The organism is Lysinibacillus sp. PWR01 (assembly GCF_043359455.1).
Taxonomy (GTDB): Bacteria; Bacillota; Bacilli; order Bacillales_A; family Planococcaceae; genus Lysinibacillus; species Lysinibacillus fusiformis_F.
In genome coordinates, this window is record NZ_JBHERJ010000073.1 from 236,691 (window position 1) to 258,319 (window position 21,629).

Annotated in this window: 21 protein-coding genes and 2 pseudogenes; 7 read left to right on the top strand and 16 right to left on the bottom strand. The window is 39.6% G+C overall.

Going from position 1 to position 21,629, the window contains the following annotated elements:
- Positions 1-178: 178 nt before the first annotated feature.
- The 5 genes and pseudogenes from ACEVFT_RS15875 to ACEVFT_RS15895 all read right to left on the bottom strand — a co-directional run bounded on the left by ACEVFT_RS15875 (position 179) and on the right by ACEVFT_RS15895 (position 3,118).
- Complete coding sequence (locus tag ACEVFT_RS15875) at positions 179-349, bottom strand: hypothetical protein (RefSeq protein WP_016992674.1); 171 nt, start codon at positions 347-349, stop codon at positions 179-181.
- Positions 350-566: 217 nt separating this feature from the next.
- Positions 567-716 carry a transcriptional regulator gene (locus ACEVFT_RS15880; RefSeq protein WP_393950685.1) on the bottom strand — a complete coding sequence of 50 codons (150 nt, stop codon included), beginning with the start codon at positions 714-716 and terminating at the stop codon, positions 567-569.
- A gap of 161 nt (positions 717-877) precedes the next feature.
- A pseudogene (locus ACEVFT_RS15885) lies at positions 878-1,371 on the bottom strand (DinB family protein).
- A gap of 58 nt (positions 1,372-1,429) precedes the next feature.
- Positions 1,430-2,392, bottom strand: coding sequence for a tyrosine recombinase XerC (locus ACEVFT_RS15890; protein ID WP_393950686.1), 963 nt, complete (start codon positions 2,390-2,392; stop codon positions 1,430-1,432).
- A 312-nt stretch (positions 2,393-2,704) separates the two neighbouring features.
- Entirely contained in the window at positions 2,705-3,118 is a 414-nt protein-coding gene (locus ACEVFT_RS15895) for a hypothetical protein (RefSeq protein WP_393950687.1), read from the bottom strand.
- A 76-nt stretch (positions 3,119-3,194) separates the two neighbouring features.
- Here ACEVFT_RS15895 and ACEVFT_RS15900 point away from each other — a divergent pair.
- The 3 genes and pseudogenes from ACEVFT_RS15900 (at position 3,195) to ACEVFT_RS15910 (ending at position 6,507) form a co-directional block, all read left to right on the top strand.
- Positions 3,195-4,672: pseudogene (locus ACEVFT_RS15900) on the top strand (circularly permuted type 2 ATP-grasp protein).
- Positions 4,626-5,591 carry an alpha-E domain-containing protein gene (locus tag ACEVFT_RS15905; protein ID WP_342443664.1) on the top strand — a complete coding sequence of 322 codons (966 nt, stop codon included), beginning with the start codon at positions 4,626-4,628 and terminating at the stop codon, positions 5,589-5,591. The pseudogene ACEVFT_RS15900 and the gene ACEVFT_RS15905 overlap by 47 nt, the downstream one beginning before the upstream one ends.
- Before the next feature lie 61 nt (positions 5,592-5,652).
- The gene (locus tag ACEVFT_RS15910) at positions 5,653-6,507 is read left to right on the top strand and encodes a transglutaminase family protein (protein WP_342443663.1); all 855 of its coding nucleotides are present in this window, start codon (positions 5,653-5,655) and stop codon (positions 6,505-6,507) included.
- Between the two features lie 52 nt (positions 6,508-6,559).
- Here ACEVFT_RS15910 and ACEVFT_RS15915 read toward each other — a convergent pair whose 3' ends face one another.
- Positions 6,560-7,435, bottom strand: coding sequence for a tyrosine-type recombinase/integrase (locus tag ACEVFT_RS15915; RefSeq protein ID WP_393950688.1), 876 nt, complete (start codon positions 7,433-7,435; stop codon positions 6,560-6,562).
- 367 nt (positions 7,436-7,802) lie between these two features.
- On the opposite strand from ACEVFT_RS15915, the gene ACEVFT_RS15920 reads away from it, so the two are divergent.
- The gene (locus tag ACEVFT_RS15920) at positions 7,803-8,597 is read left to right on the top strand and encodes an enoyl-CoA hydratase/isomerase family protein (RefSeq protein ID WP_066036778.1); all 795 of its coding nucleotides are present in this window, start codon (positions 7,803-7,805) and stop codon (positions 8,595-8,597) included.
- Between the two features lie 46 nt (positions 8,598-8,643).
- Here the strand turns inward: ACEVFT_RS15920 and ACEVFT_RS15925 are convergent, their stop codons facing one another.
- Both ACEVFT_RS15925 and ACEVFT_RS15930 read right to left on the bottom strand, forming a co-directional pair.
- Positions 8,644-9,459: an ATP-binding protein gene (locus ACEVFT_RS15925; protein WP_393950689.1), complete on the bottom strand. Its 816-nt coding sequence runs from the start codon at positions 9,457-9,459 to the stop codon at positions 8,644-8,646.
- Between the two features lie 14 nt (positions 9,460-9,473).
- A complete protein-coding gene (locus ACEVFT_RS15930) occupies positions 9,474-9,731 on the bottom strand; it encodes an aminoglycoside 6-adenylyltransferase (RefSeq protein ID WP_393950690.1) in 258 nt (85 codons plus the stop codon).
- A 298-nt stretch (positions 9,732-10,029) separates the two neighbouring features.
- Between ACEVFT_RS15930 and ACEVFT_RS15935 the strand changes: the two genes are divergently transcribed.
- On the top strand, positions 10,030-11,211 hold the full coding sequence (locus ACEVFT_RS15935) for an aminotransferase class I/II-fold pyridoxal phosphate-dependent enzyme (protein ID WP_393950691.1): 1,182 nt from the start codon (positions 10,030-10,032) through the stop codon (positions 11,209-11,211).
- 51 nt (positions 11,212-11,262) lie between these two features.
- Here ACEVFT_RS15935 and ACEVFT_RS15940 read toward each other — a convergent pair whose 3' ends face one another.
- From ACEVFT_RS15940 to ACEVFT_RS15950, 3 genes are all read right to left on the bottom strand, one after another.
- Positions 11,263-11,628 carry a cupin domain-containing protein gene (locus ACEVFT_RS15940; RefSeq protein WP_205443492.1) on the bottom strand — a complete coding sequence of 122 codons (366 nt, stop codon included), beginning with the start codon at positions 11,626-11,628 and terminating at the stop codon, positions 11,263-11,265.
- A 97-nt stretch (positions 11,629-11,725) separates the two neighbouring features.
- Complete coding sequence (locus ACEVFT_RS15945) at positions 11,726-12,925, bottom strand: AI-2E family transporter (protein WP_393950692.1); 1,200 nt, start codon at positions 12,923-12,925, stop codon at positions 11,726-11,728.
- A 64-nt stretch (positions 12,926-12,989) separates the two neighbouring features.
- Entirely contained in the window at positions 12,990-13,940 is a 951-nt protein-coding gene (locus ACEVFT_RS15950) for an LCP family protein (protein WP_205443489.1), read from the bottom strand.
- A 174-nt stretch (positions 13,941-14,114) separates the two neighbouring features.
- Here ACEVFT_RS15950 and msrA point away from each other — a divergent pair, with 174 nt between their 5' ends.
- On the top strand, positions 14,115-14,639 hold the full coding sequence (msrA, locus tag ACEVFT_RS15955; protein WP_393950743.1) for a peptide-methionine (S)-S-oxide reductase MsrA: 525 nt from the start codon (positions 14,115-14,117) through the stop codon (positions 14,637-14,639).
- Between the two features lie 97 nt (positions 14,640-14,736).
- Here the strand turns inward: msrA and ACEVFT_RS15960 are convergent, their stop codons facing one another.
- Genes ACEVFT_RS15960 through ACEVFT_RS15980 form a run of 5 tightly spaced genes read right to left on the bottom strand, consistent with a single transcriptional unit; the run spans position 14,737 to position 20,448 of the window.
- Complete coding sequence (locus tag ACEVFT_RS15960; protein WP_205443487.1) at positions 14,737-15,123, bottom strand: YidH family protein; 387 nt, start codon at positions 15,121-15,123, stop codon at positions 14,737-14,739.
- 42 nt (positions 15,124-15,165) lie between these two features.
- On the bottom strand, positions 15,166-16,353 hold the full coding sequence (locus tag ACEVFT_RS15965; RefSeq protein WP_393950693.1) for a serine hydrolase domain-containing protein: 1,188 nt from the start codon (positions 16,351-16,353) through the stop codon (positions 15,166-15,168).
- Positions 16,354-16,369: 16 nt separating this feature from the next.
- Positions 16,370-17,605: an MFS transporter gene (locus ACEVFT_RS15970; protein ID WP_393950694.1), complete on the bottom strand. Its 1,236-nt coding sequence runs from the start codon at positions 17,603-17,605 to the stop codon at positions 16,370-16,372.
- A 39-nt stretch (positions 17,606-17,644) separates the two neighbouring features.
- Positions 17,645-19,222: a class I adenylate-forming enzyme family protein gene (locus ACEVFT_RS15975; RefSeq protein ID WP_393950695.1), complete on the bottom strand. Its 1,578-nt coding sequence runs from the start codon at positions 19,220-19,222 to the stop codon at positions 17,645-17,647.
- A 47-nt stretch (positions 19,223-19,269) separates the two neighbouring features.
- Positions 19,270-20,448 (bottom strand): acyl-CoA dehydrogenase family protein, encoded by a 1,179-nt coding sequence (locus ACEVFT_RS15980; protein WP_393950696.1) that lies wholly within the window; start codon positions 20,446-20,448, stop codon positions 19,270-19,272.
- Positions 20,449-20,620: 172 nt separating this feature from the next.
- Between ACEVFT_RS15980 and ACEVFT_RS15985 the strand changes: the two genes are divergently transcribed.
- Entirely contained in the window at positions 20,621-21,529 is a 909-nt protein-coding gene (locus ACEVFT_RS15985; protein WP_342534701.1) for a LysR family transcriptional regulator, read from the top strand.
- Positions 21,530-21,629: the final 100 nt, after the last annotated feature.

Here is a 21,629-nt window from a genome sequence, read left to right on the forward strand (position 1 = left end):
ATTGTCTAAAAATATAGTTTTTTGATACTTTTGAACTAATGTAAATAGTTTATTTAGGCTATTTATCTTTTTAATACAAAACATTAAAGTTTTATATTTTGCGTTTTGATGTTATGTAAAATTTTTGTTAAAGTAAAATGCCTTACTGTCCCACATAGGAAGTAAGGCATTTTAGATGTTAAGAGACCTCATATTCAATTGAACCCCCTGTTGATTTCGCCTGCTTGTTGTAGGCATCTAACTGCTCTTGCGATAAATTTAAAATATAATAGTGAAAATTAATAGGCTCTAGCCCATGCTCCTCACAAACTTGGCGATAAAATTCATAACCTTCTCGATAATCTGTCATCCTCATAACTTCCTTTCACATTCGTTACTAGACGTCTAGTTTATTTTGTTATATAACAGAAATATTATTTGTTTAAAAATATATAACAGACTGCGATACTTGTCAATAAATTATCTGAAATTTCTTACTGAAATCACGAAAGCCCAGACCATTTTATTTAGTATGGCTGGGCTTTTCATAAAATATTCACGGCGGCTTCCGTCATAATCACATCCTTTTAAATTCCTAATTGTTTTGCTTGCATATTGTAAGCTGAAAGTTGTTGCTGTGATAATTGTAGTACATAGTAACGGAAAGAAATTGCTTCTAATCCATAGCGCTCACACATTTCACAATAAAAATCATAACCATCACGATACTTTGACATTTAAAATTCCTCCTCTAACGAATCTGTTTTATAACAGTTGTTATTATTTTTATTTAATATATAACAGATTATGTGACACGTCAAGAGATTATAACAGAAAAATTGAATAACAATAAAAGGAATTTAGCTCACCCCTTGTGGCCAAATTCCCTTGATACTTGCTATTCTCTAACGATTTCTTGTAATTGCTCGATATGACGTTGCTCGTGCAAATAGACCATTTCAATCCATTGATCGAGTGGTAATTCTCCCAAAGCTGGGTGCTGCACAGCGCGCTTAGCTAATACTTCAGGTTCCTCGATTGTTTGTAAAAAGGCGAGGAGGTTCTTTCTTGTTGTGGCGAGTAAATCCTGCATGGCTTGAACGGTAAAAGGTTGTTCTGTTGGCTCTACAATCGATGGAGCCTGTATTTTTTTGTCCGATCTAAAATGAGCTGAATATTTTTTCGAGCAGGCGTTGAATTTTCCTGGGCTTTTAATCCCCAAGCAATGGCTTTTCTCGTTGCCTCCTCTACTAATACAAGATGATGACAGATTTGTGCTACACTCCAGCTTTGTGCATCTGGTTTCCTATTAAAGGCTGTATCATCTAATGTGTCAATCTCCTGAAGCAATTGTGTTCTTGTGGCATCGAGATGATCTTTGACGTTTGACATCCTAAGCTACCCCTTTCATTAGGCGTTCTTCTATATATTCGATACAGGTAAATCAAAATCATCTTTCTTGAACAATATTAAATGGATTATTTTCTAAGACATGCTGTAGCTGCTCATCTTCAATATGCGTATAAATTTGCGTGGTTGCGACACTAGAATGTCCTAAAATATGTTGTAAACTGCGGATATCTGCCCCTGCTTTATACATCATCGTCGCGGATGTATGACGTAGCTTGTGTGGCGTAAGACGTTCTTTTTGAAGACCTGACTGCTGATTAATGCGTTTAACGATTTTGGCAACGGTTTGACGTGTAAAGCGTGTTCCCTTTTGTGATACAAAAAGGGGCTCCTCGCCTTCTCCTTTATAGGGTGTCTTCCCACAGTTTTCATAGTCAGCAAGTGCCTGCATACAGCTATCATTTAAATAGACAGTGCGCTCTTTGTTGCCCTTCCCAATCACGGTTAAATAACGTCCTTGGATGGATGTCTTATTGAGCTGACATAGCTCAGTGACACGAATGCCTAAATTTAAGAAAAACATCATCATGCAATAATTTCTTGGGGATGCCTGATTGCTCTTAATTCCATCTATAAATTGTGTCGCTTCCTGGAGGTTCATATAGATAGGTCTTTTTTTGCCTATCTTCGGTGTCTCTAATTCATCTGCCGGATTTTCCTCAATGAGTCGACGTTTGCCTTTTAGATATTTAAAAAAGGATTTTAAAGTCGCCACTTTTCGTGCTCTTGCAGCGGCAGAATTGCCTCGCTGTACCTCACAATATTCCATGAATAAATAAAGATCCTCTAATGTCATTTCACGGATTTCTTCTATTGTAATAGTGCTAATATCAATGGCAGCTAAATTCTCTATATTCAAATCTTCTTGGACAGCTTTGTGGAAGCGAAAAAATAAGGTCAGGTCATATTCATATTCTTTTCTTGTACGCTGAGACTTTCCTTTGATGGTCGTTAAATAGACAAGAAAATCCTTCATGAATTTTGGTTGCTTCGTTTTTTGCATGCTTATCACCTCTATTTGCTCTATTTTACCATGAAAAAACGTTCCCAAATATAAATTTGGGAACTTTATTGAAAAAAAATGCCCTTTTTCGCACTTCAGAACAAATGTTCTATATGAGCGCAATAAAAAAACCTCTTTTTATAAAAGAGGATTTTGTTTTAACTATTTTGTGACAGTTATAGGATTTTAGGCATAAAGTTCATGGTAAATGAATATTAAAATCTAGTAGACTTTATTTGTTTTATGAGACGCTTTGAAAAAACAGTAGATGGGTAACTGTCCATGTCAATTCGTCTCACAACGCGCATGGTATTATTTTACAAAAAATGAATAGTTCCCATCCTCTTGTTTTGTGAGTGACCAGTTTGTCGATAACATTTGCTGAAGTCTTGTGACTGTCTCCTCATCACACGTTAAATGCTGGATACCTGTTTCTAATAGTTGGTAATCCTTCCCTTCTTCTAATTGAAAGCGTAGCTGCAATAAACGTTGGATGCCTGGTAATGTTACATACTTGATTCGATAATGGCCATGGTATGCATCTAAGAACTGTTGTTCCCCTTCCTGATAAAGAGCCATTGTCTCACTAAATTCATAGTTTGGTACTTGTTCTTGCCAAGCTGATACATCCCCCGAACGTAAAGCTCGTAAAATCTCCTCGTCTGATAAATTTAATTTGGATAGTTTATCTAATTCATACGCTTGCATTAAATTAATGATGGTCATGGTTGTTAGCTCCTTTTATGTATTTATTCACAGTGTAACATGTTTTCACTACTACTTGAATTCGGAGGCGATCCATATGATGAATTTATATGATTCTAGTCTGTTTTTCGATGAAATGTTTGACGGCAATAAGCCAAAGCCTCACTACCGATCTTTTCATCATAAGCTATCCTTTTTTCGCAGGAGCAACTTGAAGAAAAATACCGACAAGCACAAGCAAGCTTTCTTAGACAAGGAATTACCTTTACGGTGTATGGTGCACAAGACGGAACGGAGCGTACCATGCCCTTTGATTGTGTACCTATCATTATTCCTCAAACGAAATGGGCTATGATTGAACAACGTGTGGAAGCTCTGAACTTATTTTTACAGGACGTCTACGGGCAGCAAATGATCATTCAAGACGGTCTTATTCCGAAACAGCTTGTCGAAAATAATCCGTATTTCACACCAGCCATGAAGGGGCTTCATGTACCAATTGGGAATCATATATTTTTAGCAGGGATTGATTTAATTCGGGATGAAAAAGGAGATTATCATGTGCTTGAAGATAATTTACGCAACCCTTCTGGTATTTCCTATGTCTTTGAAAATCGGGATGTGATGAAGGAAGTATACCCAGAATTTTTCTCCAAGCATACGATACGACCACTTGATAAACATATGGCTTGCATGAAAAAAGCACTTCTTGCGCATCGTCCACCTTCCATGCAAGCGGAGCGAGAGCCTAAAGCTGTGCTACTGACAGCAGGCATGTACAATTCAGCGTATTACGATCATGTCTTTTTAGCCCAGCATTTAAACATCCAGCTTGTCGAAGGCCGGGATTTAGTTGTACAGGATTTGAAAGTCTATATGAAAACCATCTATGGCCTACAGCAAATCGATATTATTTATCGTCGAATTGATGATGATTTTTTAGATCCTACCGTATTTCGTGAGGATTCTTTATTAGGTGTTCCGCATTTAATGACAGCCTATCAAGCAGGTCATGTGGCAATCTTGAATGCCGTGGGAAATGGTGTGGCAGATGATAAAGCGATGTATGCCTATGTACCTGAGATGATTCGCTATTATTTACAGGAAGAGCCGATTCTACCGAATGTGAAAACCTACCATCTAGGAGATGACAGTCAGCGTGAATGGGTGCTAGAGCATATTGACGAGCTGGTCATTAAAAATGTGGGAGCCTCTGGTGGCTATGATATGCTAATTGGTCCACATGCTAGTAAGGAAGAGATTGCCTTGTTTAAGCAAAAAATTATGGAGCGTCCTTATCAGTACATTGCACAACCAACGATTAAATTATCTCGAGCGCCTGCCTTCCAGAATGGACGATTTTATCCATGCCATGTTGATTTACGTGTCTATGTTATGAAGGGTGAGGATTGCTATGTGTTGCCTGGTGGTTTATCCAGAGTGGCACTACAAGAAGGGTCCCTTGTTGTGAATTCATCTCAAGGTGGCGGTGCAAAGGATACGTGGATTTTAAAGGAGGAATGGCAGCATGCTAAGTCGAGTAGCCGACGCGTTGTACTGGATGGCACGTTATAGTGAACGCACACAAACAAATGCACATATATTACAGGTACAGCTGTTGAATATGTTGGAGCAATCAGGGCAAGAACATGATTATATTGATCATTGGGAGGCTGTTTTAAATATTTGCGCCTCTAAGGAGGAGTATTTAGCAAATTATTCAACGATACGTGTCAATCCTTTGATTGACTATCTTCTATTTTCTGAGAAAAACGGTAATGCCCTTCATGCCACATTACGTGCGATTCGGGAAAATGCACGGGTTACACGTGATAGTATGCCAACGGAACTATGGGAAATTCAAAATGCCTTTTATTTAACGAAGCAACAGTCCATACTAAAAAGAGAACGACCAATTCCACTCATTGAGCTCCAAGGTTTTCTACAGGACGTACGAAAGACTTTATGGATGGAGACAGGGTTGATTGAAGGCACGATGGATCGCGATCTTCCCTTCTATTTTATGCAGGTCGGCAAATGGCTTGAACGAGCAGAAAAAACCATGCGGATGATTGTTATTATCGTAGAACAACAAAAGCTGACAGGTATGTCGCAGTTAGAGGATGATGGTACCTTTTTATTGGAACTTACCGCAGCGAGAGAATCTTTCATGCGGAAGCATCGTCACACCGATTTATTGACGGTCATTCGCTATTTAGTCCAAGATGAGCATTTCCCATGTTCTGTGAAGTTTTGTGTAAAGAAAATAGAAGAAGCTATAACGGCTATTGAACATGATTCTTTATCCTCACGATTATTAACGCTTCAATCGGATATTAGTAGCCTAGTTCTTGCAATCGATCATATTGATTTTTGGCAAATGACTATTGAGGAAACCATAACAATGATGGAGGAAAGATTGTCTCAATGTATGGCGTTTAGTGATGCCTTTTCGACAATCTATCATTTATATGAACCCAGCGTACAACCTTGAAAGGAATTCACCACAGCTCCCTTTCAACAGGCAAGTCAGTAAGCAGAAGGAAGCGGACACGATGAAATTTGAAATTCAGCATACAAATATTTTTCAATATGAGTCTGAAGTCGATCAAAGCTTAAATACCATTCGTTTAAAGCCGCGTAGTGATGAGCGTCAGCGATTATTATCCTATCGAATTGCCATTACGCCGTCCTCCCTGACCCGTGAGCATACGGATATTTGGGGCAATACAGTTGGTTCTTTTTATATACCAGAGCAGCATCAAATACTAGAAATTCATACATCTTCGATTGTGAGTATTCAGCGTGCGCCATTTATTCATCGTATTCAATATTCACCCGAAATGCAGACCATTTTTCATTCGCAGCTATTTTATGAGCATTATTTACCGTATTTAAAAGCAACACATTTTACATTTATGACAGAGCAGCAGCTAGAGGAAGTTTATCATGCGATCGGTCATGCTGAAAATCCTGTGCTCTTTTCGCTTAATTTAATGCAATATTTATATTCTAGCTTTGAGTATGATCCGACAGCGACAAATGTAACGACATCGGCAAGTGAGGCATTTGCATTAAAACGGGGTGTTTGTCAGGATTTCACCCATGTTATGCTGGCTGTTTTACGGGCTAAAGGAATTCCAGCTCGCTATGTCAGTGGCTATCTATATGTCGATGAAAACTCAGCCCTCATTGGTGATATTGCAACACATGCTTGGGTAGAAGTCATGATTCCGGGTATTGGCTGGATTGGTCTTGATCCCACGAATAATGTGGAAGTATTGGAAAATCATATTATTTTATGTATTGGTCGCGATTATAGTGACATTAGCCCTGTGGAAGGTGTATATTCTGGAGGCAAGCATGATTTAACAGTCAAAGTGAATGTCAAAGCATTGAATCATTTATAAAAGGCGTGCAGTGATGGTGATAGATCGCGATTACTGCACGCACTGCACGCTTTTATTCGAGGCGCTGCTGTCTTTCTGTTAGCACCCATTTCCGTACATAGCCCATTTCTTGTTGAATATGCTCCAGCGTTTTTTCCTGCTGAAATGCCCGTTGCATGACAGTATAACGCAAATCAGTTGCTCTTATATTCTTCCCTATATCTTGAGCCATCGTTTGGAAAATGCGTTCAATTGTCTTCGTCGTAATCGGCTTCGCTAAACTCGCCTCGCTTACCCAAACCCATTCCCCTACCTCTTGCTCATGTAAATGGGTCGTCTCTTTTTTATACTGTGTTAGCATGTCCATGAGGATGGGCGAACACTTAATTTCTCGACGTCCATTTCGATTAGCTATAAAAAGGGTCGCTTTCTCTTCATTCAAGTGAGCCCATTTCATGCGGACGAGCTCAGCGGGCTTACAACCCGTTTCCATCAACACTTGAACGATACAGCCATTGCGTCTTGCCAGCCATGCATGCTCCTGCGTTTTAGCATATTGAAAATAGGTTGGCCATACGTTGACAATTTGCATGACCTGTTTATTTGTCAGTACTTGCAGTGCCTCTTTTTGTCTTTTTTTCGGCTGCAAAATATGCTGATAATCAAAAGGCTCCACCCATTCTCGTAAAAAAATAAACTCTACAAAGCCTCGCAATGTCGCTATTTTATGATTAAACGTGTTGATATTACTGTAGGTTTCCTTTAAATAGTCGCAATAGAGCTGTATTAAATTTTTCAATTGATGGTCCACATACAAGTAGTTTTGCTCATGGGCGAATGTTAAAAATTGCTGCCCATCCATATTGTATTGTTTTTTTGTGGCAGCACTTTTTTTCAATGATTGTAGCAGCAATGCGTAGCTATTCCATGCTTCCTTGAGTGTGACCATAGTGCCCCTCCTTGATTGCTTTGCGTGTGTTGTTTCTATTTTACTATATTTTGGGTGCGTAGGTTCAAATTCATTTTATATTATTCTAATGTCGGATAATCTGTATTTTCACAACATGAACCCGCTTCTACCATTCAAATGCTCCTTACGTAATGAAGAAACATATGTTCCTAAAGTAGTTTCTCATAATTTTTACTTTCTTACAATAGTAAATTCCGCTCCCCTGTTGTAGTACAATAAATGCTTACTATTCCCTACATTCTTGTATAACAACGCAATTTTATGTGAAAATTCGTATCATTTCGTGTTTATCGTTGATTGTGTTATATAATAAAGATAGACACTAACATGTAGGAGGCTTTCCGATATGCAAGTAAAAACGACTCGACTGGAAGCAGAAGATGCGAAAATTATTTATCAAGAAACAGCTGGGCTAGCGATTATTACGATTCATCGACCACAGGCAAAAAATGCATTAACGGCAAACATGTGGGATCAATTAGCCAAGATTGCCCTACAAGTATTAGATAATCCGAAAAATAAAGTACTGATTTTACGAGGCTCTGGCCAAAGCTTTACAGCCGGCTCTGATATTAAAGAGTTCAATGCCATCTCTCTTGAGCAAGCTGAAGAAGCGTTTGTACATATGGAAAAGACCATTTCAACCATTGAGCGCCTACCGATTCCAACGATTGGCGTCATCAACGGTCCGGCAATGGGCGCTGGCTTGGAATTAGCCTTAGCCTGCGATATCCGCATTGGCTCCGACAAGGCCAAGCTCGGCATTCCTGTCGGTAAATTAGGGATTACTTTAAATAACAAATTTGCGCAGCGTTTAGTTCAGCTCGTCGGCCCTGCCACAACCAAGGATTTAGTCTTTACGGGACGAATGTTTAAAGCAGAGGAAGCTTTCAAGCTTGGGCTGCTTAACTACCTAGTAGCTGAAAAGGATTTAAATAAATACATGATTCGAATGGGCAAGCTTGTTGCAGGGATGTCCCCTGAATCCTTACTTGCCGTGAAACAATCCGTTCAGGAATGTCTCGATAGTGTGCCAACCTTATGGCAAGGCTCTTCGCCATTTGTGGGCAGTGATTTCGCAGAGGGTTGTCGTGCCTTTGTGGAAAAACGCCAGCCTCAATTTACCCGTCAGCCAAAATAAAAAACAGGTACTCTTAACGCCAATGTGCGAGCGGAGTACCTGTTTTTTACGCCTTTTTCTTTTGTATAGCTGTTTTAACATGCACATGAATAGCATCTAATTCATAGCCAAAATGTAGATAAAAATCTTCCTGCACGGCTTGTTGTAATGCCAATAAACGGGCTGCTAATGGATAATCGATTGGTAGCTTCACCTGAATAGTGAGGATAGCTTGAACCTGATCCCCTAACACAAATTGTGCCTGCTCCACCTTTTGTACAATCGCCTGTTGGCTACAGCAGTATGTCAGTAGCTGTACATAAACAGGCTTGCTGATTTCTATATATTCCCGCTGAAAATCAGGACGCACAATCGTCGTTTCCCCGATTTTTTCTCGTTTCGATGAAAAAATCTCAATGCCCTTTTGCACCAATCGTTTAAAGAAATTTTGCTCCACTTGTCTATAGGGGATCGGCATCACATGCTTACCCTGTGTTTGACGGATAAAGCGGGCTTTTTGAATTTCCTTAAAAGAACGGACATCCTCCACATCATAATAATGCTCAATCGGTCCTAGCTCTAGCTGCTTGGCAATACTATTCGTCATTTTAGTCGATGTGCCAATAAGTAAAATAGACTGTACCTGATGATGAGCTAGCGCTTTTTGGACAGCCTCACGATGGGCTGGATCTGTAAAAATGGCACGCCGTACAGCGGTAATTGTATTTTTTTCAAATTTAGCAGAAAGGCCTGCAACTCTTACGCCATTCACAATGAGTAATCCATCATCAACAATGGCCTCCACCCCTAATTTATGGGCAAAGGCAAGCGCACTTGTACTTTTGCCTGTGCCGCTTGGTCCGCTTAATGAATATACCTTCACTGCTCTCTTCCCCCTTACAAAATCGTTTTCGCATCTGGTGATAACATGCATATTTGCTTCAAATAGGCTGACATATGGGCATCCTTTGCCATGCTTCGAAACAGTGTGCATGCCATAAATAAGGCATTCCACATGTTAGCATAGTCAGCGTCCGCATAGGTTTTTACATACAATGCCCAATAATTAGCTGACACATAGTTTTTCAAATACTTCCCCATTTTGCCTGTAGATAATTGAAAATGATGATGCTGACCAATCCACCAATCGAGCATTTGATGTCAGGACTGTCTTGTGGTTTCTTCAAGCATTTGCTTGGCATATGGTAGCTCGTCTCGCATAAGACTCATCCCACCTAAAAAAATTTATACTCAGTATAATACAATTTCCTTTGTGAAGGAATTTATAGTAGCTTCTCCCAACAGCAGACAATCTATTTTCGCTAGCCTACGCACGCATCCTCTCCATTATATAAATATTTTCTTTTTTCAGAATATCTGTCCCTTTCTGTGCTTCAGTATGATAAAATGTGAACTACTATTCTGTTATACAACTACAAGGAGTGTACTAGCTTTGAAAATCGTACCATCTAAAAAAATGTCATTATTTACACCAGCAATTTTCGGAGATTTGAAAAATTTTGCGCGCGAGCAGCAAGCAAAGGGCATGACCTTAATTGACTTAAGCTTAGGAAGTCCTGATCTTCCCCCACATGCTAAAATCCGTGAGCATCTTTCCTATCGCGCAGGTTTAGCTGAATCTTACGGCTATACACTGACAGGCACACAGCGTTTTTATGATGCGGTGAGTCGCTACTATAAGCGCCGTAGTAACGTCGATCTAGATCCCGCAACAGAAATTATTCAAACAATTGGCTCGCAAGAAGGCTTAGTCCATTTACCTATCGCCTTTTGTGATCCAGGAGACATCGTCTTATCCACAAACCCAGCTTATGTTGCATATGACGCAGGAATTCACTTAGCTGGCGCAACACCTTATTACATGCCTCAAACAGCTGACAACGATTATTTACCTGATTTAGACGCTGTACCAGAAGATATTGCCCAGAAAGCAAAGCTATTGATTTTAAACTTGCCAGGAAATCCTGTACCAGCGATGCCTTCATTAGCGTACTTTGAAAAAGTCATTGCCTTTGCCAAAAAATATAATATTATTGTTCTCCATGATGCAGCCTATTCAGAGTTCTATTTTACGGGAGATGGCCCCATTAGCTTCCTAGCTGCACCAGGAGCAAAAGAAGTCGGCATGGAGATTAACTCCCTCTCGAAAAGCTTTAGTCTTGCTGGCACACGTATTGCCTATATCGCAGGAAATGCAGAAATGATCGCTGTTATCAAGCAATTAAAATCAAATTTAGACTTCGGTATTTTCGAGCCTATCCAGGATGCAGCTGTCGTTGCACTGGATAACGCAGAGGAAATTACGGAAAGCTTACGTGCCACTTTCTCACAACGTCATAAAACACTGATGAATGGCTTACAAGCTTTAGGATGGGAGGCAGCACCATCAGATGGGGGAATGTTCGTTTGGGCAAAATATCCCTATGCTATCGATTGTACAGAACTAGCCTTCCAATTGATTGAACAAGTAGGCGTTGTCACAGTGCCCGGAACCGTATTTGGTACTGCAGGACAAGGCTATTTACGTTTAGCATTAGTCCAACCAAAGGAACTTCTGCAAGAAGCTGTGGATCGCTTAGCAAAAGTACAATTATTGGCCCAAAGCAAAAACTAGGCAATTTAAAAACCCTTCTAACGTTTTGTTGGAAGGGTTTTTCTATGAAGGTTAAATCCACACATCGTTTTCAGCGGTAAGCTCTGATTGCTCCTCACCTGTATTCACGACACCAACAGGCTCTACAAGTAAAATTTTACACTCTGAAGCCGCATAGGGTTTATGTTCCACATTGCGCGGAACCACAAACATTTCTCCTGCTTGCAAGCTTACTTCACCATCTCGGAATTCGATGATTAACTGCCCCTCAAGGACGATAAACACTTCATCCGTATCATCATGCTTATGCCAGACAAAATCCCCCTGAACTTTGACGAGCTTAAATTGATAATCATTCATTTCAGCAATGACCTTTGGTGACCAATGCTCTTGAAATTTAGCTAATTTCTCTTGAAAATTAATCGGTATGTATGCCATTTCCATTCCCCCTTGCTTTGAGTCTATTCATAGCATACCATAATGCTATTTTCCACAGCAAAAAACAGCTACTGCCATAAGAACAGTAGCTGTTTTATTAGATATCATATTTTTGATGAACGTCATCCTCGTAACGGTTATAGCGCTGCTTAAAGAGCTTGAATAAATGCGTGACAAGCACCTTAAAGATTGCATAGCCTGGAATCCCTAAAATAACACCTGGGACACCAAATAACGAGCCTGCCGTTAATAACACAAAGATAATCGTAATCGGGTGAATACTGAGTGATTTCCCCATAATTTGTGGCGAGATAAATTTCCCTTCAATCAACTGAACGATTGTCCATACAATGGCTAGCTTAATTAGCATTAATGGGGACGTGACAAGGGCAATAATGACAGCTGGTGTGATCGCAATAACAGGACCTAAATAAGGCACCACACTGGTAATCATCGCAAGGAAGCCGAGCAATAAAGCATACTTCATGCCAATAATTAAAAAGCCAATCGTCACCATTGCGCCAATACACATGGATACTAAAATTTGCCCCTGTATGTACGAACTAATTTGCTTGTCCATGTCATGGAAAATGTCAGTTACTTCTTTACGCATACGCGGTGGGCACACTTTCAGCATAAATTTCGGTAATTTTTCGCCCTCTTTTAGTAAATAAAATAAGATGAATGGCACCGTTACAAGTGATAGCACAATGCCTGTTAACGTTGATAGGAAGCCCGTAATCCCAGATGCCACACCCTGTGCTACATTGGTCGCCATATCCTTCACTGTTTTTACCATATCCGTTGTGAAGTTATTCAACACTTCATCAAAATTAAAACTAATTTTATCTAAGTACTCATTAAAACGTGAATGATTCAGAAATTCTACAATGTTTTGCGTAAACGCCATGAAGTACTCTGGGAATTCCTGTGCTAAATTGGTGAACTGGTCGCGTAAAAACGGATAGACTAGCACCACGAGTAACGTAATGACACCAATGACCGCAATGTAGAGGATTAAAATACCCCATATTCTTGGGATGTGCCATCGTACTAGTATCGCCAGCAATGGGCGTAATAAATAGTAGCCAATGACGGCTAGTACCCCTGGTAAAATCACTACTTCAAATAATACTTGAAGCGGGGTAAAGATAAAGGAAACTTGATTAAACATAAAAATAACACATGCCACTAGTAATAAAATCACCAGTGTAAATAATAGGTTTCTACCACCTAAAAAACGAATAAACTTAGTTGCTAACAGGTTTGAACGCTCTTTTGGTCTCTCTTTTTCCATAGATCCACCCCAATCCAAATGCTCTACCTTTATATTACAGGATAATGTTGGTTTTTGCGAAAAATCACTCTAGTGAAATACCTAAAAAATCGCTTAAAAATGCCTTGTTTTGCTCCACATCGATGACAATGGAATCGCCTGCATGGCTAAAGTTTTGGAATTGGTAGCTCCCCTCAATAGGAATGGTTGCTTTCTCAATGTTGACCTTGCCCTTTGATAGCAATTTAAGCACTTGCTGCATTTCCTCAGAGGATGAATAATCTGTTGTGATATAGCCCTGTGCCGCTCCGACGAATTTTGGTAAGTGCAACATATTGGTAGGCGTTAATAGCTCCGATTTCAACGCTTCAATGACTTTTTGCTGACGCGCAACACGACCAAAATCTCCTTCCGCATCATGACGGAAACGAGCATAGCCTAGTAGCTCCTGTCCATTTAAACGATGGACACCTTGCTTTAACTCTACGCCAATGTTTTCAGACATGTCCTTTTCAACATCCATTTCCACACCATTTGGCGCTAAAATATCCACTAAGGATTCAAAGTTTTTAAAATCAATTAGTGCATAATGATGAATCGGTAGGCCAAACATATTTGTCAATGTATCCTTCAATAGCTGGACGCCGTCTAGATAGTAGGCTGTATTAAGCTTATAGGATTGATAGCCTGGGATATCCGCGTAAATATCGCGCATAAAGGATACGAGTTTAATATCGTTGTTTGCTTTATTCCAGGATAATACCATCATTGTATCGGTACGTGATTTTTCCTCTCCACGTGTATCGACCCCTAAAATCAAATAGTTTTCGATATCCCCTTTGATACTATCACCCGTAAAATCTTCCTGTGCTACTTTCGTGTCATTGGCTAGCTCTAGTCCACTGCGATATTGCATGACCGAATAGCCGACAATCACAATGATACACAGTAGTAATAGTGTAAAAATTGCTCTCCCTTTACGTAATCTACGCTTTTTAGGACGTTGGGAGCGTCTCGTATAATCTTGCTCTTCCATAACAACTAACTCCTCTATTTTGATATAGTTAATGTAACGATTGATTAGCTAGAAAGTTTCATTTTGAAAAGGATCTATTCCATGATTTTCTATCTAATCGTTATTTTACACCCATTTGCGCAGTTTGGAGCAAAACAATGCTATAATATTTTCACAAAAGAAAGGATGATTCAAATGATAGAAAAAGCGACATTTGCTGGCGGATGTTTTTGGTGTATGGTCAAGCCATTCGTCGAGTGGGACGGTATACATAAAGTGACTTCTGGCTATATGGGTGGCCATTTAGAAAACCCAACCTATGAAGATGTCAAAAAAGGAACGTCAGGCCATTTAGAAGTCGTCGAAATCGAATTCGATCCTGCTATTTTTAGTTACGAGCAGCTCCTTGATATTTATTGGATGCAAATTGACCCAACGGATGCGTATGGACAGTTCCATGACCGTGGCGAATCCTATACAACCGCTATCTTTACCTATACAGATGAGCAAAAGCATATCGCAGAGGTCTCGAAAGAAAAGCTTGCCAATAGCGGATGCTTTGATAAACCTATTGTAACCAAAATTCGCGATGCTGAACGCTTCTACCCAGCAGAAGACTATCACCAAGATTATTATAAAAAAGAAACGGAACACTATCAGCAAGACCGTGCCGTTTCTGGACGTGATACGTTCATTGCGAAGCATTGGGAAAAAGAATAAGCTAGAGAACATGAAAAACACGTATTATTTGATAGGTAATCAAAAATACGTGTTTTTCTATTGGAAAGCCAATATTTTTCAAGTGATTCCTTGCCTATCAAAATAACAAGAACGAAAGATACAGAAAGATAATCAAAATCAGCAGAGAAAAAAGACTAGAAATCATATAAATACAATGATTGGAAGGATAAAATCGTCCATCCTGAATTTCTTTTCTTTTTCTTGCATATTGAAAGGTTGCCAAAACGCCTATGATAAACCCAATGATGCAGGCAAAAATGCCAAGGCAAATGGCTACGATATGAATAGAATCATTTGAATTCATTTTAATCGTAAAATGCAAGGAGGTGGTCAAAAACCCGACTCCGACAATCGAAATGCTAGTCCTTATCCAAGCTAAGTACGTTCTTTCGTTCGCTAAATGCTGCTGGGCATACTGTACACTATTGTTCGCTCCTTCGTTCCATGTATTGAATCCCTCCATAAACGGTAACCCTTCCCTATTCCATTTTCAATTGCTTTCACATTATTCGTTTTTAGCTAAATAGGCTATAATGGCCTGACATGCTTGCATTCCTTCTGGCTGAGGTGAGTAATTGGAGGATAGTTTGACAATGACGGTCTCGGTTTTCGGTGCAATGTGGATTTGTTGATCAAACTTTCCTCGTGCTGAATATCCTCCGTATTGATCATGACTAATCCACCATTGATTATGATAGGAAAACCCTGGAAGATAATGATGATTACTTTCCTCAAGTAATTGTGGATTTCCGCCTTTTTGGATTTCCCTTATGATTGGCACGGGAATAATTTGCTGACCATTATAAAAACCATTGTTACACATCATGCTACCAAAACGCCCTAAATCACGTAAGGTTGCGCGCATACCGCCACTAGCTATATCTGTGCCAATGCCATCCAAATGCATGCAAGCATTTTCTTCTGCCCCTAATTTAGACCATATATATTGCTGAATTAATTCAGCTAGATTTTTACCTGTTAATCGTTTAATGATCCAGCCTAATGTTTCTGTTTGGCCATTTTCATACTTAAATACCGTACCAGGGGGAATAGCTCGTTTACTTGCTACCATAAATTCATATAGATTTTCCGGTCCATGATAGTTTTCAGGTTTTGGTATCGAACCAGATGCGATAAAAATAGGGGTGCCCCGCCCTATTCCCATAGGCGTATCCGCTTCCATATACTTCACAGGAACTTGCATATCAAGCAATTGCTGAACAGTACCCTCGCCTAGTCCTGTTCCTTCTAATTCAGGAATGTAATAGAAAGCTTTTTTAGTTAGATCTAGTACCCCTTCATCAGCTAGTAAACCCACAATTAACCCGACAAATGACTTTGATGCAGAGTTCAATGCATGAGGCTGATAGAATGGATAGCCATTAAAATAGTTTTCATATAAAATTTTCCCTTTATGCAACACAAGAAAGGCATCTGTATTGGTCCTTTCAAGATAGGCTAAAACACTTTCATGCTTATGAACGTATATAGTGGCCAAATCTAATGAATCATCGGCATATGATAATAAGCTTGGCTTTTGGCTTCCTTTCCAGATCATTCGGCATGGGCTTAATTCACCTGAATGACAATAGCCCTGCAAATGCTTCTTTGAAGTAAACCAATTATCTTTCGTGATGATATCCTCCTGATTTGGCGGAAAGGCTTGTTTAATCGTTGCTGTTCCATTTTGCATAGACAACGCTCCTTCTTTAAAAAGAATGCCCGATAAGCATATCTTCTTTAGCTTCTTTTACTTTATTTGTAATCGTTAGTGCTGCTACTGCTCCCGCTAATGCAGAAACAATTAAAAACCAACATACAGCAGTATACGAACCATTAAAAACTGTCAGAATGAACCCGATAACCAGTGGTGAAATCCCTCCTGCAATCTGCCCACCGAAGGACACAAATCCTGTTACAGAACCAGATAACTCCTGATCTGAATACTTAATAATCATGGTATACAAGGCTGTTCCAATAAAAGAGATTGCAATCGCGTTAAACGTCAAATAAACAATCCCAAGCGTGACAGACGATGCGTGAAACATTAAATATAAAAAGACACTCGAAGCTAGTAATCCGCCCATTGCTAGATATTTTTCTCTTCCTACCATATATTTATCTAGTATCAAACCGCTTACATTAAACATGATAAAGGAAGAAATATATGGAATAGCCATTAAGGCACTTGCTGATAACAAGTCCAATCCTTGACTAACCAAATAAGAGGGCATCCATGTAATCATTCCCCAATTCACGATATTAGAAAAGAATTTCGTAAAGAGAAATTTCCAAAAATTATTCGTTTTAAACACCATTTTATAATGGATTTTCTTGTTAGCTTGTGCCTCAGCTGTTCTTTGCTTATCATCTGAAGACTTCAAATATGCCCAAATGGCCCAAGCTATAAAAACGCCTGCAATCCCAATGCTAACAAACATCCATCTCCATCCGAATGAAACCAACAAAAAACCGATCGCTATAGAGCCTATTACACCACCTGCAGTTTGCGCAGATAGAAAGAATGAGCTTGCTCGACCTCGTTCATTTTCTCCAAAGTTATCGGCAATCGAGCGCATACTAGCTGGAAAAACACTGCCTTCCGCTAACCCAAATAGGAGACGAATGAAGAGGAGTGAAATAAATGACCAGGCAAGGCTTGTCAGAGCTGTAAAAAATGAAAATCCAATGACGGAAACAAACAAGACATTTCGTGCACCATACTTATCGGTAAGCCATCCACCGATCGGATGCATCAGAGCGTAGCTAAAAAAGAAAATACTCAACACTAAACCAGCTTCAAAAGAGTTCAGGTCTAAGGCTTTCTGAATAGGAATAATGGCGACGTTCATGGATGTTTTATCAATATGACTTAATAACATCCCTAAAAATAAGAGTATAATAATGATCGATTTACGCTTTTTATCAGCCGCATACACTTGCATTTCACACACTCCTTTTCATTGAATGGGTAAGTCTTCTTTCTAATTCACTAAACGTGCCGCTCCTTCCCAGAAAGGTTTTCTTAGCTCTTTCTTATCAATCTTTCCTACCATTGTAAGTGGTAAAGATGCCTCGAAAATAATCTCCTTTGGCACCATATAGGAAGCGGTACGTTGCTTACAAAACTCGATTAATTCTTCTTTCGTACACGTTTCACCTTCACGTAGCACTGCGACTAAACAAACCGCCTCCCCCCAATCATTGTGCGGGATGCCGATGCAAGCACACATAGCCACCTTCGAATGCTGGTTCACAATTCTTTCTACTTCAGCAGGATACACATTGAAGCCACCCGAAATAATCATATCCTTTTTCCGTTCGACAATATGAAGATAGCCTTGTTCATCGAATTGTCCAATATCACCTGTAAAGAACCAGCCATCCTGAAATGCCTCTGCTGTTAGATCAGGTCTATTGTAATAACCAATGGATACAGAAGGTGTTTTGACTGCAATTTCACCTGGCTGCAATGGTTGAACATCTTGGCCCTTATCGTCGACTAAGCGAATTTGGGTAAGCATACACGGTTTTCCACAGCTCTTTAACACATCCAAATTGTGCTCATAGGCAAAAAGGTGATCGCTTTTTGTCAATCTGGCAATAACGATACTGCATTCCGTCATGCCATACTGTTGTCTAAAAATAGGACCAAAAATTTCAAACGCTTCTTTCAAACGTTCAGAGGAAATGGGTGATGACCCATAATTGATATTGCGTAATGAGCTGACATCATAGCTTTTTTGCTTGGCCTCATCAATTAGCCGATAAATAATCGTTGGCACAACAAAGGTGCTTGTAATCCGCTCCGTTTGTACAATTTGCATAAATTGTTGTGGATGAAATGCCTTCATGATATAGACATGACATCCAGATGCAAGTGACCTTTGTAGCAACACGCCTGCCGCATGGATAATGGGCGTACAAAACAACACCTTGTCTCGGTCATCATATGGATACTCCATGCAAGAAGCCATCAGGGAAGCCCCAAAACCTCGCTGAGAGTGCATGACTCCTTTTGGCGTTCCAGTTGTGCCACCTGTGTAGGATAGGATGGCTACATCATCTAATGAGGCATCAGGAAAGACGTCATAGCCTTTTTTATGCTCTATCTTCATACGATAAAATTCTTCCGGGTAGTCAATACCAAACCCAGGCACACCAACAACAGTAACGGTCTGTTTGCCGATTTCTTGTTGATAGCTTAGAACAGATGCTATATGCTTCTGCGTGGCCATAATGATGACTTGAGGCTCCGCATCTCTTAAAATAAACTCAATTTCCTTCATGCCTAGCTTATCATTTAACGGAACGACCGTAGCTCCACACCGACTGACAGCAAGATTGTAGACAACATTTTCAATACTATTTGGAATGAGAACTGCAACACGCTTTCCGACTTGTACGCCAAGACGACCTAACTGGCTTGCTGCCGCATCAACTTGTTCCCGTAATGTCTTATAAGTAATCGTTTCATTTGTCTCTACACAAGTAAGCGCTGGCTGTCTATCAAATTTATTTAAACTAGTAAATAGAAAAGCTTGAAACGTTATAGCATCCATGTAAACTTCCTCCTTTAGGTAAATAATCGTTTCGAAAGACGATGTTTTTATGATTGACTCAGCAATTCTTTAGCTATTATGTTTTTCTGAATTTCAGATGTACCCGTCAAAATTCTAAACATCCGTACATCTCGATACATTTTCTCTACAGGATGTCCTTTCATTAACCCTTGACCACCCAAGATTTGAACTGCCTTGTCTGCCACTCGATTGGCAACCTCAGAGGTATACAGTTTCACCATAGATGCTTGCCCTCTCACGTTTTCACCATGGTCCATACGTTCGATCACATAGTAGAGCATACAACGTGCTGCATAGAGTTCAGTGGCCATTTCCGCTAACATATGTTGAATAGCTTGAAATTCCGCAATTGGTTTACCAAACTGTCTACGCTCTTTGGCATGATCAACAGCTTCATCTAATAGACGCTGTGCTACCCCAAGGTAGGTAGCTCCCCAAGACGCTCTGTTTTCATTGATTCTGTTAAGCCCCAGCATCAATCCCTTGCCTCGTTGACCGACAATATTCGTAGCAGGCACTCGGCATTGGTTAAAAATTAGCTCAGCTGTACTATGTTCTCCCGATATAGGCACTTGAATCTTGCCGAGTTCAAAACCTGGTCGTTCCTCTGTCTGTTTCTCTACAATAAAGGAAGTAACGCTTACATCAGTTGGCTCTACCATTTCCTTTGCCAAAACAATTGCCCAGTCAGCATAGGGTGCAGCACTAATAAAATGTTTTTTCCCATGTAATATGTAGCTATTACCATCCCGTATAGCTGTTGTTTGAATGGCACGGGCATCAGATCCTGCACCAGGCTCTGATAATGCAAAACAACAACCTGCTTCAGCATTAATCACTGGCATGACGTACTTTGTTAATTGGTCTGGCGTAAAAACGTTTACCATCTGACCAATACGGAAAGGTCCACCGATTTCACCCAAAACATGCCCCCATAAAACCGCGCCTGATTTTGCAAGCTCTTCCTTTAAAACACATAGTCCCTTTAAGCTAAGCGACTGCCCTCCCAACTCCTTTGGTAGGTTGATACCATAAAATCCAAGCTCCTTTGATCGCTTTCGAACCCATGTAATTTGCTCCATCAAAATCTTTTGCTCTGCATCCATTTCATGCTCCCGTTCAAACGGTAATAGTTCATTGTCAATAAACGCTCGTAACTTTTCCTTTAACTGATCAAGATACTCAATTGTCCCTGTTGCTTGCATACTGTACTCCTTTCCAACACTCGTTCAATCTCAGAACGAAAACGTTTCCACTTTAAATTTTTAGAATAATAAAAATATTCTCGCTCATTATTTTATATATGGCTGTGAATAAAGTAAAATGGTAAAATATCATAGATACTTGAATATAATTCATATAAAAAGAGGGATGATTGTGCATATAGAGCAATTAAAATACATTGTTGAGGTAGCTAAAACACGATCGATTTCCATCGCAGCACAGAATCTTCATGTTTCACAATCAACGATCAGTAAATCCATTACGAACTTAGAGCAAGAATTACGTATTTCCTTGTTTACACGTTCACGGCTAGGCGCCATACCAACAGCCGAAGGGAAAAATATCATAAAAAAAGCCTATGAAATTGTGATGAAGTTGGAAGAAATACAGGAAGAAGCACAAGAGCAAACCTCCCTCATAAACGGGGAATTGAATATAACGGCTAGCCCTAGCTTCTTTCTGCCCATTTTACTTAAAGCGTTAACAAGCTTTAAAAAAGATTACCCTTCCTTTCGTATCCATATGACCGAAAAAAAATCACCAACGATTATTGAAGAAGTGATTCAAGGGAAGATCGATATTGGCTTAGCGATGCTTGATGATATTGATTGGAATGCGCATGAAGAATTGGTTTTCGAAGCCTTAATAGAGGGCAAAATCATGGTATGTGTCAGCAAGCATTCTCCACTTGCATTTAGTGACTATATCACACCTGAGGAGCTAATCCATGAAACAATTGTCATGTATGATGGGGTAATATGGAAGGATTCTATTACAAAATTTATGCATAAGTATGGCCCTCTTAATATTTTATTTACCACTAATAATACCGAAGTCATCAAAAAAGCTGTTGCAGAGGGCTTAGCCATCACCTTTTTGATGGATATAGCTTTACAGGATGATCATTATGTTACGAATGGAGAGATTGTCCCCATACCCTTAATAAATTTTGAATCCAATAAACGTTCCTTTGGATGGGTACGGTCTAAGAAAAAGCATTTCTCTTTGGCAGCAAAAGAGTTTTTAAAATACCTGAAAGCGAATATCGCCAAATCAGAATAAGAGCGTCTTTAAGATGCTTGCCCAATAAAAAAAGTGCCTAATTCTTTTGAATTAAGCACTTTGGTAGCATGGTTGATTAGAATGAGTGAAGCAGCTCATT